The organism is Mesorhizobium sp. Arg314, assembly GCF_053714275.1.
The window spans coordinates 115653-128248 of record NZ_JBSKBP010000016.1 but is presented as its reverse complement, the minus strand read 5'-3'; the positions used below and the strand labels follow the sequence as shown (position 1 = coordinate 128248).

Below are 12596 nucleotides of genomic sequence, written 5' to 3'. Positions count from 1 at the left end.
TTTGCCCTCCTGTGCGTCAAGCTGCGAACGCATGCTGGAGAAGAATCCCACCACGACCGATCCGGGCCGCGCCGCGCAAACGTCGCCGCTGATTGCCATTGCCAGCGTCATCGTGTCGATGGCGCTGATTGCGATCGGCAACGGGCTGATGTTCGCCTATATCCCGGTGCGTCTCGGCGCCGACGGCTTCGACCCCACCTGGGCCGGGCTGATCGTCACCGGGCTTTCGGCCGGCGGGCTGGCCGGCTGCATCCTGACCGGGCCGCTCGTCCGGCGCGTCGGTCACGCCCGCGCCTTCATGGTGCTTTCGGCGCTGATCGCGCTTTCCAACGCCGCGATCGGCGCCGGGCCGATCCCGCTGCTGTGGATCGCGGCACGCGCGCTTTACGGCTTCGCCATTTGCGGCCTGTTCATCGTCGCGCAGAGCTGGCTGAACGACGCCTTGCCGAATGCGATCCGCGGCCGGGTGATGGCAGTGTTCTATGTCGCCTACATCGCCGGACTGGGCGTGGGGTATGCCACGCTCGCCGTGGTCGACATCCACACGGCCGCCGCCTCGCTGATCGGCATCACCTTCACCGCGCTCTCCATCCTGCCGGTGGGCATGACGCGGCTTGCGCAGCCGCCCGCGCCGCAGGCCGCATCGGTAGCGCTTCGCCGCGCCTGGCGGATCTCGCCGGTCGGCGTCGCCGGCATGCTGGCGGTCGGCGGCCTGTCGATGATCGTTTCCGGCTTCGCGCCGATCCACGCCACCGCCAAGGGCTACAGCCAGGCCGATGTGGCGCTGCTGTTGTCGGCAATGCCGGTCGGCACGCTGATCCTGCAGATCCCGCTCGGCTGGATCTCGGACCGCACCGACCGCCGCTACGTGCTGGCGGGCGCGGCGGCGCTCGCGACCTTTGCCAGCGTGCTCGCCATCGTCTTCGACGGCGGCGCGCTGATGGTGCTGGTGGTGATCTACCTGATCTGGGACGGGGCGTCGGAATCGATCTATGCGCTCTCCAGCGCGCATGCCGCCGACCGCGCCGGCAAGGACGAGCTTTTGGCGCTTTCGAGCTCGATGCTGTTTGCCTGGTCGCTGGCCGGCTTCGTCGTGCCCGGCATCGTGACAGCGCTTTCGGCGGTCTTCGGCACCGCGACCTTCATCTATGTCGGCATCGTCATCGCTTCGGCCTTCTGCCTGTTCGTGCTGTGGCGCGTGATGGCGGGGCGGCCGACTCCAGCTCCAACAAGCGGCAGCTTCGCGCCGATGAGCGCGCAGACGCCTTTGCCGGTAGAGCTTGCCTTCGCGCCGGACGAGACGAGTGCTCCCAAGTGAAGAACCGATGGGCTTACTGCTTGCGTGCCTCAGGCGCCGGCACTTCCGGCGGCGGCAGCGGGATCGAGATGCCCTCGCTGTCAAAGGCCTGCTTGGCGCGCTTGGTCGTGTCGATCTGGGTGGAGAAGTAGTCGGCCGCCGAGGTCCAGTAGCGCAAAGTGAGCGAAACGGTCGTGTCGCCGAGATTGGCCACGAAGGCGATCGGTGCCGGCTCGCGCCGAATGCGCTTTTCGGCGCCGGCGATGACAAGCAGCGTCTTTTGTGCGCGGTCGATGTCGTTCCAGGAGCCGATGCTCAAGGTGACGTCGGTGCGCCGCACGCCGTTGCGTGTGAAGTTGCGCACCGGCTGGTTCCACAGCGTCGAATTGGGCGCCAGCACATAGACGCCGTCGACGGAGCGCAGCTTGGTGGCGAAAAGGCCGATCTCCTCGATCGTGCCGGCAATCGAGCCGACCTCGACATATTCGCCGATGCGGAAGGGCCTGAGCGCCAGAAGCATGATGCCGGCGGCAATGTTCTGCAGCGTGCCCTGCAGCGCCAGTCCGATGGCCAGGCCAATGGCGCCGATGGCTGCGATGATGGAGGCGGTCTGCACCCCGAACTGGCCGAGCACCATGATGGTGACCAGCATCAGGATGGCATAGCGGACGATCTTGGAGAAGAAGTGACGCAAGGTCGCGTCGAAGCCGTGGACGTGGCCGAGGCCGGCGGAGATCGAGCGCTCCGCGAGACCCGCGACGAAATAGCCGACAACCAGAAGTATGATGGCGCCGATGGCGGAGAAGGAATAGGAAACGATCAGCGTGCTGAGCTGCGCGAGCCCGGCCTGGATGGTGATGAGGGCGCTTTGCGGGTCGGTGGGCATGGCTGGAATCCCGTTGGTCGGTGAGCCGATAACCCATGCGCCGGAGATCAGTTCCCGCCCTTTGCGCCACTTGCGGAGCCGCCTGAGCCGCCGTGCGGGGGCTGTCGTCTTGAAACTGCAACGGAACTCTGCCTATCTAAGTGGTGTCACCTGATTTGCCTGGTGATTTGGTTGTTCTTGTTGGGAAAGGAAACACACTGAGAACAGCACTGCGGAAGAAGGCTGACGTCATGCCTTCGCCGGCAGGGATCAGCGGAAACGCCGCCGCGTCCCTCGCCATCGACACAGTCCTTGCCAGTCTGGAAGACTCCAAGGCCGAAAACATCGTCTCAATCGACATCCAGGGAAAATCGAGCCTCGGCGACTTTATGGTCATCGCCTCGGGCCGGTCGCACCGTCATGTCTCGGCTGTCGCCGATCATCTTCTCAAGGCGCTGAAGGATGCCGGTCTCGGCACGGCGCGTGTCGAGGGGCTGGCTGGCGCCGACTGGGTCCTGATCGATTCGGGCGACATCATCGTCCATGTCTTCCGCCCCGAAGTCCGCGAATTCTACAATCTCGAAAAGATGTGGCAGGCGCCGGATCTCGAGGAAGAGACCTTGCACTGAGCCTTGATCCGCGTGCCGTGAAACGTCACGGTATGCGTTAGGACAAGCTCGTCGGGGCGAGGATGAAGATCACCGTTCATGCCGTGGGCCGGATGAAGACCGGCCCCGAGAGAGAACTCGCCGACCGCTATTTCGAGCGCTTCGCCAAAAGCGGGCCCGCGGTCGGGCTGGAGTTTGCCGGCCTCGTCGAGGTTCCTGAAAGCCGCGGACAGAGCGCCGATGAGCGGCGCCGCGAGGAAGCCCAGAAGCTGCAGGCCCAATTGCAGTCCGGCGCTGTCCTCATCCTGCTCGACGAACGCGGCAAGTCGCTCTCCTCGGAGGATCTGGCCGCCCGCATCGGCCAGTTGCGCGACGGCGGCCGCAAGGCGCTGGTCGTCGCCATCGGCGGCGCCGACGGTCATGACAAACCCTTGCGCGAGCAGGCGGACCTGGTCCTGTCGTTCGGCGCGCTGACCTGGCCGCACCAGCTGGTGCGCGTGATGCTGGGCGAGCAACTCTACCGGATCGCCACGATCCTGGCGGGTCACCCATATCATCGCTCGTGAATGGCGCTCAAAAACCGGAACCTGGACGGGCATCGGCCTCGGGTTGCCATAGAACAGGACTTTGATCGACTGTAGCAGATATTGACAATATTTGCGACGATTCCATAATGTGAGGCGAGCAGGATCTTTTGGTTTATGGCAGCAGATAACAGCATTCATGTTCGTGTCGGCGGTAAACTCCAGGCGCATCTGCAACAGCAGATTGGCGAGAACGGCCTTTACGAAAATGCCAGCGAGTATATCCGCGCCTTGATCCGTCGCGATTTGCAGACCCGCGACGAAGCGTGGGACTGGTTGAAGAGGCAGCTTGAGCCAGGTCTGAGGGCTGAAGAGAGCGAATTCCGGTCTGTATCGGCCGAGAATGTTATTCGGCGCAATCAACGCCGAAGCCTCTAGGCATGGTAGGGTATCTGTTCTATCCGCCAGCGGACGCAGCGCAGGACCAAATCTGGAACGATACCGTCGAGAAATGGGGCGAGGCGCAGGCCATCCGCTATGTCACGGGCCTGCATCAGCACTTGCAGATCCTTTCCGAAACACCTCCTCTCTGGCGAAAGCTCCCCGGTAATTTGGCGATTGCCGCTGATTTGAAAGTGGACGTCTATTTCAGCCACTATGGCCGCCACTACGTGTTCTTCCGCAAGCTTTCCGGCGACCGGATTGGCGTCGTGAGCATCCTGCATGATCAAATGGATGTGCCGGTACGGCTGGCCGAGGATCTGCAGGTCGTAGAAACGCGATCGGAAGACACGTAGCTATCCGGATTTCCGCCTCAATAACTCGACATTACGATCACGCGGCGCTTCCAACATGGTTGATGGTTCGTTAACGAAGCGGCGGGTAGAGTCGAGGCCTGATGTCTGAAGGCTGGAATTCGAGAACGCGCGCCTGGCGCAGCCGCTGCGGCTTGACCCTTGTCGCCGCCCTGGTTGCGCTCGGCCCGGTGCGGGCGGCCGAAAATTCGCTCGACCTCGCGCCCGATCCGGATCAGAGCCGGGCCGAATACGAGCAGGTTTCCAAGGAGATCACGCTGTCGTCGGAGCGGCTGGCCAAGCTTGCCGCCGACATCGCCTCGGTCCGCAAGGATTATGCCTCGATCACCGCGGCGCTCATCCAGTCGGCGATGACGGAACAGAAGCTCGGCCAGGACATCGAGGACATCGGCGCCAAGCTCGAAGGGCTGAAAGCCGAGGAAAAGAAGCTGCGCGCCTCGCTCGCGGCACGGCGCGACGTGCTGGCCGAAGTGCTCGGCGCGCTGCAGCGCATGGGACTCAATCCGCCGCCGGCGATCCTGGTCAAGCCGGAAGATGCGCTGTCGTCGGTGCGCAGCGCCATCCTGCTCGGCGCGGTGGTGCCGGAACTGCGCCAGCAGACCGACAGGCTGGTGGCTGATCTCAAGGAACAGACGCGGGTGACGGCCTCGATCGAGGCCGAACGGGCCAGGCTCTCCACCGCCGTCACGGACCAGACGGCGGAGAAGAAGCGGCTCACCATGCTGCTCGAGGCCAAGAAAAAGCTGCAGGCCGATACCCAAACGGCGATCGCGGCCGAGCAGCAGCGCTCGCAGCAACTGGCGGCAAAAGCCAGCAGCCTCAAGGACCTGATCGCCTCGCTCGAAGCCGACAAGGCGCGCAAGGCGCAGGACCAGGCCAAGGCCGGCGAGCGAAAATCGACCGACAGCGACACGACGGCCTCGACGACCGAGCCTGCCGCGCTGCCGGTGCCGGAGGCTAACCGCCTCACGGGATCGGCACCGTTTTCGGCATTGCAAGGCCAGATCGCGCTGCCGGTCATCGGCAGGATCAAACGGCGTTTCGGCACCGATGACGGCAATGGCGCACCGATGCAGGGCGACATGGTTGCGACACAATCGGGGGCCATCGTCACGGCGCCGACGGATGGAAACGTGCTTTATGCGGGGCCGTTTCGCTCCTATGGTCAACTCTTGATCCTCAATGCGGGTGATGGGTATCATGTCGTCCTGGCGGGGATGAGCAGAATCAGCGTCGCGACGGGACAGTCGGTGCTCGCGGGAGAGCCGATCGGCGCGATGGGAGAGGCCCGGGTGGCAAGCACCTCGGCCTCGCGGAATGAGAATTCGACGTCGGAACTCTATGTCGAGTTCCGCAAGGATGGAAAACCCGTCGATCCGGCCCCATGGTGGGCGGACCGATTTTCTGGAAGGACGTGAAATGATGCGGAAACTGTCGCTTCTGTTTGCCGGCGCGCTGATGGGCGCATCGGCAATGAGCCTGGTCTACGGCGCACCGGGTTCGGCGGCGAACGCTGCGGGTTCGGAAACCTACAAGCAGCTGGCGATCTTCGGCGACATCTTCGAGCGCGTGCGCGCGAACTATGTGACGCCGCCGGACGACAAGTCGCTGGTCGAGAACGCCATCAACGGCATGCTGGCCTCGCTTGACCCGCACTCCTCCTACATGAACGCCGAGCAGGCGCAGGACATGCGCGTGCAGACCAAGGGCGAGTTCGGCGGCCTCGGCATCGAAGTCACCATGGAGAACGACCTCGTCAAGGTGATCACGCCGATCGACGACACGCCGGCCGCCAAGGCGGGCGTGCTTGCAGGCGACTATATCGCCAAGATCGACGGCGAAGAGGTGCGCGGCCTGACGCTCAACGACGCGGTCGAGAAGATGCGCGGGCCGGTCAACACGCCGATCAAGCTCACCATCCTGCGCCAGGGCGCCGACAAGCCGATCGAGCTGACGGTGGTGCGCGACATCATCAAGGTCAAGGCGGTGAAGTACCGGGTCGAGAACGACATCGGCTACATGAAGATCACCTCCTTCACCGAAAAGACCTATGACGATCTCGAGAACGCCATCGAGACCATCAAGAAGCAGGTGCCGAACGACAAGCTGAAGGGCTATGTGCTCGATTTGCGCCTCAATCCGGGCGGCCTGCTCGACCAGGCGGTGAGCGTGTCGGATGCTTTCCTCAAGCGCGGCGAAATCGTTTCGACGCGCGGCCGCGATCCGAAGGACGTCACCCGCTTCGACGCCAAACCGAAGCAGGTCGACGACATCAACGGCAAGCCGATGATCGTGCTGGTCAATGGCGGTTCGGCGAGCGCCTCGGAAATCGTCGCCGGCGCGCTGCAGGATTTGCGCCGCGTCACTGTGGTCGGCACGCAGTCCTTCGGCAAGGGCTCGGTGCAGACCATCATCCCGCTCGGCGAGAATGGCGCGCTCAGGCTGACGACGGCGCTCTATTACACGCCGTCCGGCAAGTCGATCCAGGGCAAGGGCATCACGCCCGACATCAAGGTCGACCAGCCGTTGCCGCCGGATCTGCAGGGTCGTGACCTGACCCGCGGCGAGTCCGATCTCAAGGGTCACATCAAGGGCGCCGACGAGAGCAAGACCGGCTCGGGCTCTGCGGCCTATGTGCCGCCGGATCCGAAGGACGACCTGCAGCTGATCTATGCCGAGCAGCTTCTGCGCGGCCAAAAGACCGATCCGTCGTTCCCGCCGAACCCGGACAAGGCCGTGCTGAACCAGTAACGCCGGCACGGCCGGGGCAAAGCTCTGGCCGACTGATCGAAGCAATGCAATGCTGCCGGGACCGTGAGGTTCCGGCAGTTTGATTCGGGGGTTGCGGTTGGGGCGCCACGCGTCTGGGGTATCGCGCCAGCGATTGCGAAGTTTGCGCGAGATGTCACGAAGATCGTGACATTCATTTAAGCGGCATGCTTCCGGGGAACACAACTTGGTTGAGATCGGCAAGGACATCGAACGCCCGCTTGGACAGTCGCTCCAGCCAAAGCGGCCTGCCTCGCGTGGCATCGGCTCAGGCTCGCTTGTCGCTGTGCTGGCCGTGCTTGCCGTGATCGGCGTTTCCGGCGCGATTGCCTTGCGGGAAAAGCCGTTCCGCAAACCGGAAGAAGTAGCCGTGGCGACACCGAAGGGAGTTGCAGCTCCCGTGGCGGCGCCTGCACCGGCGCCCGCGCCGGCTCCGGTTGCGGCGGTCGCGCCGCAGGCCGGAACGCCGATGAAGAGCGGCGGCCCGCAGATCATCCATGTCCAGACCGAGGAGGGCGACGGCCCGCCGAAAGCGGCGATCGTCATCCGCGATCCGTCGACGCTCGGCCAGAACCTGAAGGTCGCCCACATCCCCGACAGGGCGCTGATCGAGGCCACCAACACCGGTCCGCTGCCGATGCGCTCCGCCGATGGAAGGCGGCCGTTCGACGTTTATGCGCGGCCGTGGTCGGGTGCGCGCGGCGCGCGCGTGGCGATCGTCATCGGCGGGCTCGCCGTCTCGCAGACCGGCACGCAGGCGGCGATCGCCAAGCTGCCGGCCGAAGTGACACTGGCGTTCGCGCCGCAAGGCAACAGCATCGGCCGCTGGATGCAAGCGGCGAGGCAGAGTGGGCATGAGATCGTCATGCAGGTTCCGCTCGAGCCGTTCGACTATCCGAACGTCAATCCCGGCCGCAACACGCTGACGGTCTCGGCCAGCCCGGACGAAAACCTGAAGAGTCTGCACTGGGCGCTGTCGCGCACGACCAACTATACCGGGGTCATGAACTATATGGGCGCGCGCTTCTCGGCCGATCCATCGGCAATGGAACCGTTCATGGCCGAGCTCGGCAAGCGGGGGCTGGCCTATGTCGACGACGGTTCGTTGGCGCGCAGCGTCGCCTCCGATCTCGCGCTGAAGGACGGCGTGCCCTTCGTCGCCGGCGACATGGCGATCGATGCCGTGCAGGACCGCGGCGAAATCCTCAAGAAGCTGGATAGCCTGGAAGCGACGGCGCGGGCCAAGGGCAGCGCGGTCGGCATCGGTTCGGCTTTCGATATCACCGTCGACACGGTGACGTCCTGGATTGCCGAGGCGAAGAAGCGCGGTATCGAGATCGTGCCGATCTCGGCGGTGGCGATCGATCCGCAAAAGGGATAACCCTACCCGCCTCGCCGAAGTCCATTCTCAAAGACGGCTGGAACCCTTGCCCATGGCCAAGAAGATCGATCCTGAAACGCTGCCTTACCGTCCCTGCGTAGGGCTGATGATCCTCAACAGAGCAGGCCTGGTCTGGGTCGGGCACCGCATCGCCGAACCGGACAGCGAGTTTGCCGGCACGACGCAGCTTTGGCAGATGCCGCAAGGCGGCATCGACGAGGGCGAAGAGCCGATCGAGGCTGCCGGGCGCGAGCTCTATGAGGAAACCGGCATGCGCAGCGTGTCGTTGCTCGCCGAGGCGCCGCACTGGATCAACTACGATCTGCCGCCGCATCTGGTCGGCGTAGCCTTCAAAGGCCGCTATCGCGGCCAGACGCAGAAATGGTTCGCCTACCGGTTCGAGGGCGACGAGGGCGAGATCGAGATCGATCCGCCGCCCGGCGGCCACACGGCCGAGTTCGATCAATGGGCCTGGCGGCCGATGCAGGATCTGCCCGAGCTGATCGTGCCGTTCAAGCGCACGGTCTACGAGCAGGTTGTCGCGGCATTCCGGCACTTGGCTCGCTGACCGGCATCATCCGTCCCGGTTGTCGAGGCGGCCCCGTGGCCGTATTGATAGCCGATGTCATCAACGGGGGTCGCCATGAACGACGACACCAGACGTGGGTTTCCGGCAAATGATGCGGGCGGCGGCTCGACGGTGAGCGAGGCAGCCGCCGGCGCGATCCTGACGATCGATCTCGGCGCCATACGGGAAAACTATCGCCGGCTGAAGGCGCGAATGAACGGTGTCGGCTGCGCCGGCGTGCTCAAGGCCGACGGCTATGGGCTTGGCGCCGCTCAGGTGGCGGCAGCGCTGGCGAAAGAGGGCTGCGATATCTTCTTCGTCGCGCTGCTCGGCGAGGGCATCGCGCTGCGCAAGGCGATCGGCCCGGGGCCGGACATCTTCGTGCTGAATGGCCTGCCGCCCGGTTCGGAGCCGGAAGCCGCGGCGGCCGGGCTTTGCCCGGTCGTCAACAGCGCCATCCAGCTGAAGGCCTGGCGCGAGACCGCGCGAGGCATGGGCCAGGGTCTGCCTGCCGCCATCCAGGTCGACAGCGGCATGGCCCGGCTTGGCATGGCGCCGGCGGAAGTCGAGGCGGTCGCGGGCGAGACCGGCGCCTTCAACGGCATCGATATCCGTTTGGTGATGAGCCATCTCGCCCGCGCCGACGAGCCGCTTCAGGCGGCGAACGAGAAGCAGCGGCTCGAATTCGACCGACTGCGCAAGATGCTGCCCGCAGCATCCGCCTCTTTAGCCAACTCCTCCGGTATCTTTCTCGGGCCGGCCTATCACTACGACCTTGCCCGCCCGGGTGCCGCACTCTACGGCGTCAACCCGACGCCCAACGCACCCAACCCGATGCTGCCGGTCATACGGCTGCAGGCCAAGGTGGCGCAGACGCGGCAGGTCGGCGCCGGCGCCGGCATCGGCTATGGTCACACCCACAATGCGGACGGGCTGCTTAGCCTGGCGACCATTTCGCTGGGCTATGGCGACGGCTGGCACCGGCGCGCGGCTTCGGCCGCCTGGTTCGAGGGCGTGCGCTTGCCTTTCATCGGGCGCGTGTCGATGGACTCGATCATCCTCGACATCTCGGCGCTTCCTGCCGGCAGGCTCAGCGAGGGCGACCTCGTCGAGCTCATCGGTCCGTCGCAAGGCGTCGACGACGCGGCCGGCCACGCCGGCACCATCGGGTACGAGATATTGACCAGCCTGGGTGCGCGCTTTCACCGCCGATACATCGGCGCCTGAGGCTGGCGCCTTGCTTGACAAGCCGGTGCTTCTCGGCAAGGTTCGGGGGATGAGCAACCTCGCTTATACCAAAACCTGCTTCAGGGTTTGCCCCATCGCGGGAGCGTAGCCCCGGCGTGGCCGCCAATGCTGGCGGCTGCGTGAACCGGGGCGTTTGAATTCCAGACATTTTCATCGAGCCGGCCCTTGCGGCCGGTTTGTTCGCCGCCGCTATTCCTGGACAAGATCGGGAGCCGGCGGCTTGCGCGCATTCGGTCGCCGATGCGCCAGCATATGAGGTATGCCATGCATGCAGCAACGCAATCGCGTTCCCGAAACACCATCCTTGTGAGCGCCGCGGATCACGACCGGCTGAGCAATCTTGCCAGGGCCTTTCTCGACCGTGTGCCCGATATGGCCGACGACCTGCTTGCCGAGATGGACCGCGCCCGGGTCTCCGCCGAGGCGGCGATGCCCGCCGACGTGGTGCGGATGGGCTCGACGGTAACGCTTCACGACCCAAAGGGAAGCGTCCAGAGGGTGACGCTGGTCTATCCGGCCGAGGCCGATATCGCGGAAAAACGCGTATCGGTGCTGACGCCGCTTGGAACGGCGCTGATCGGCGCCCGCGCCGGCAGCACGGTTTCCTGGCGAAGCCGCGATAGCCGGGTTCTTTCGGCAACGATCGACGCGGTCGAGCAAACGTCACCGCGGAGGGCGCCATGACCGGAACCGTCTATCGCTTGACCGCCAAGGACTTCGCGGTGCTCGAGGCGATGCTGAGGCGCCGTCGCGCGCTTGCCGATCCGATCGCGCCGATGCTCGACCGCAAGCTTGCCGCGAGCAGCGTCATTGCGACCGCGGCTGCCGAGCCCGACCTTGCCACGCTCGACAGCCGGGTGATTTTCCGCGTCGGCGGAGGCTCATCCGAGACGCGAACGCTGGTGCGAGCCGAAGCATCGGCTCCCGTCGGGTCCGGCCTGCCGGTCGGCACATGGCGCGGCCTCTGCCTGCTCGGCATGAGCGCAGGCCAATCCACGCTGGCCGAGCGGCCCGACGGCCGCGCTGAGCCGATCCTTCTCGAGGGCGTGGCCTACCAGCCGGAGGCCGCGCGGCGGGCGGCGCTGGACCGCGCCGCCGGATGGCGAGGCCACGGCCTCAAGCTGGTCTACAGCGCCCCTGCCGATGACTGGCCTCTTGGCGGGCGCGGCAAAATCCGGCAGACAGAAGGGGACGATCCAGGCCCTTAGGCGGCATGATCGGCGTTTGAGGGAGCATAGAATGAAAGTCATCGTTTTGGGCGGTGGTGTGATCGGGGTCACCACCGCTTACTTCCTCGCCGAGGCCGGCCATGAAGTGACCGTCTACGACCGCCAGCCGGGGCCGGCGCTCGAAACCAGCTTCGCCAATGCCGGCGAAGTATCGCCGGGCTACGCCTCGCCCTGGGCCGGGCCTGGCATTCCGGTCAAGGCCGTCAAATGGCTGTTGATGAAATACGGCCCGCTGGTCGTGCGGCCGGCCTTCGACCCGAATATGTGGACGTGGCTCCTCAAGATGCTGCGCAACTGCACGGCCGAGCGCTATGCGCTCAACAAGTCGCGCATGGTGCCGCTTGCCGAGTACAGCCGCGACACGCTGAAGGCGCTGCGCGAGGCGACCGGCATCACTTACGACGAACGGACCAAGGGCACGCTGCAGCTCTTCCGCAAACAGAAGCAGCTCGACGGCACCGGCGGCGACGTCGAGGTGCTGAAGAAATACGGCGTCCCTTACGAGATCCTCGACCGCGACGGCTGTATCGCAGCCGAGCCGGCGCTTGCGGCGGTGCGCGAGAAATTCGTCGGCGGCCTCAGGCTTCCCGGAGACGAGACCGGCGACTGCAAGATGTTCACCGACAAGCTCGCCGACATCTGCGTGGCGCGCGGCGTCACCTTCGAATACGGCTCGACCATCAGGCGCATCGTCAGGAACCGCAATCGCCTCACCGGCGTCCTTACGGATACCGGGTGGAAATCCGCCGACGCCTTCGTGATGGCGATGGGCAGCTATTCGGCGCAATTCATGCATGAGTTGGGGCGGCCGATTCCGGTCTATCCGGTGAAGGGATATTCGATCACGGTGCCGATCGTCAACGCCGACGCGGCGCCGGTATCGACCGTCATGGATGAGACCTACAAGGTGGCGATCACACGGCTCGGCGACCGGATTCGTGTCGGCGGCACCGCGGAGATTTCAGGCTATGATCTTCGCCTGCATGAATCGCGCCGCCGCACCCTCGAACATTCGGTCGGCGATCTCTTCCCCGGCAGCGGCGACCTCAAGGCGGCGAGCTTCTGGTGCGGCTTGCGGCCGATGACGCCGGACGGACCGCCTTTGGTCGGGCTAAGCGAGGTTGCCAATCTCTACCTCAATACCGGCCACGGCACGCTCGGCTGGACCATGGCCTGCGGCTCGGCCAAGGTGCTGGCCGACATCATGTCCAACCGGGTGCCGGAGATCAACGCGCGCGACCTCAGCCCGGAACGCTATTTGAAGCCTGTTTGATACGCGTTTGAGGCACTCA

Annotated in this window: 14 protein-coding genes; 13 read left to right on the top strand and 1 reads right to left on the bottom strand. The window is 65.1% G+C overall.

Annotated elements, in window-relative coordinates; translation table 11 throughout:
• Window positions 1-31: 31 nt before the first annotated feature.
• The gene (locus ACWGS9_RS19150) at window positions 32-1318 is read left to right on the top strand and encodes an MFS transporter (RefSeq protein WP_454506709.1); all 1287 of its coding nucleotides are present in this window, start codon (window positions 32-34) and stop codon (window positions 1316-1318) included.
• 13 nt (window positions 1319-1331) lie between these two features.
• Here the strand turns inward: ACWGS9_RS19150 and ACWGS9_RS19145 are convergent, their stop codons facing one another.
• The gene (locus ACWGS9_RS19145; protein ID WP_454506708.1) at window positions 1332-2183 is read right to left on the bottom strand and encodes a mechanosensitive ion channel family protein; all 852 of its coding nucleotides are present in this window, start codon (window positions 2181-2183) and stop codon (window positions 1332-1334) included.
• 230 nt (window positions 2184-2413) lie between these two features.
• Between ACWGS9_RS19145 and rsfS the strand changes: the two genes are divergently transcribed.
• From rsfS to ACWGS9_RS19085, 12 genes are all read left to right on the top strand, one after another.
• Window positions 2414-2791, top strand: coding sequence for a ribosome silencing factor (gene rsfS / locus ACWGS9_RS19140; RefSeq protein WP_320215178.1), 378 nt, complete (start codon window positions 2414-2416; stop codon window positions 2789-2791).
• Between the two features lie 62 nt (window positions 2792-2853).
• Window positions 2854-3336 (top strand): 23S rRNA (pseudouridine(1915)-N(3))-methyltransferase RlmH, encoded by a 483-nt coding sequence (rlmH, locus tag ACWGS9_RS19135; RefSeq protein WP_454506707.1) that lies wholly within the window; start codon window positions 2854-2856, stop codon window positions 3334-3336.
• Window positions 3337-3471: 135 nt separating this feature from the next.
• The gene (locus tag ACWGS9_RS19130; protein ID WP_454506706.1) at window positions 3472-3732 is read left to right on the top strand and encodes a ribbon-helix-helix domain-containing protein; all 261 of its coding nucleotides are present in this window, start codon (window positions 3472-3474) and stop codon (window positions 3730-3732) included.
• A 2-nt stretch (window positions 3733-3734) separates the two neighbouring features.
• Entirely contained in the window at window positions 3735-4091 is a 357-nt protein-coding gene (locus ACWGS9_RS19125) for a type II toxin-antitoxin system RelE/ParE family toxin (protein WP_454506705.1), read from the top strand.
• 101 nt (window positions 4092-4192) lie between these two features.
• Window positions 4193-5527: a murein hydrolase activator EnvC family protein gene (locus ACWGS9_RS19120; RefSeq protein ID WP_454506704.1), complete on the top strand. Its 1335-nt coding sequence runs from the start codon at window positions 4193-4195 to the stop codon at window positions 5525-5527.
• Between the two features lies 1 nt (window position 5528).
• On the top strand, window positions 5529-6860 hold the full coding sequence (locus tag ACWGS9_RS19115) for a S41 family peptidase (RefSeq protein ID WP_454506703.1): 1332 nt from the start codon (window positions 5529-5531) through the stop codon (window positions 6858-6860).
• A gap of 205 nt (window positions 6861-7065) precedes the next feature.
• Window positions 7066-8259 carry a divergent polysaccharide deacetylase family protein gene (locus tag ACWGS9_RS19110; RefSeq protein WP_454506702.1) on the top strand — a complete coding sequence of 398 codons (1194 nt, stop codon included), beginning with the start codon at window positions 7066-7068 and terminating at the stop codon, window positions 8257-8259.
• A gap of 46 nt (window positions 8260-8305) precedes the next feature.
• Window positions 8306-8827, top strand: coding sequence for an RNA pyrophosphohydrolase (locus ACWGS9_RS19105; RefSeq protein WP_454506701.1), 522 nt, complete (start codon window positions 8306-8308; stop codon window positions 8825-8827).
• Between the two features lie 75 nt (window positions 8828-8902).
• Window positions 8903-10054 (top strand): alanine racemase, encoded by a 1152-nt coding sequence (gene alr, locus ACWGS9_RS19100; RefSeq protein ID WP_454506700.1) that lies wholly within the window; start codon window positions 8903-8905, stop codon window positions 10052-10054.
• A 285-nt stretch (window positions 10055-10339) separates the two neighbouring features.
• A complete protein-coding gene (gene rnk, locus ACWGS9_RS19095; protein WP_454506699.1) occupies window positions 10340-10759 on the top strand; it encodes a nucleoside diphosphate kinase regulator in 420 nt (139 codons plus the stop codon).
• Window positions 10756-11283 (top strand): nucleoside-diphosphate kinase, encoded by a 528-nt coding sequence (locus tag ACWGS9_RS19090; RefSeq protein ID WP_454506698.1) that lies wholly within the window; start codon window positions 10756-10758, stop codon window positions 11281-11283. Before rnk ends, ACWGS9_RS19090 begins: the two co-directional genes overlap by 4 nt.
• Entirely contained in the window at window positions 11219-12577 is a 1359-nt protein-coding gene (locus tag ACWGS9_RS19085) for a D-amino acid dehydrogenase (protein WP_454506697.1), read from the top strand. The genes ACWGS9_RS19090 and ACWGS9_RS19085 overlap by 65 nt, the downstream gene beginning before the upstream one ends.
• Window positions 12578-12596: the final 19 nt, after the last annotated feature.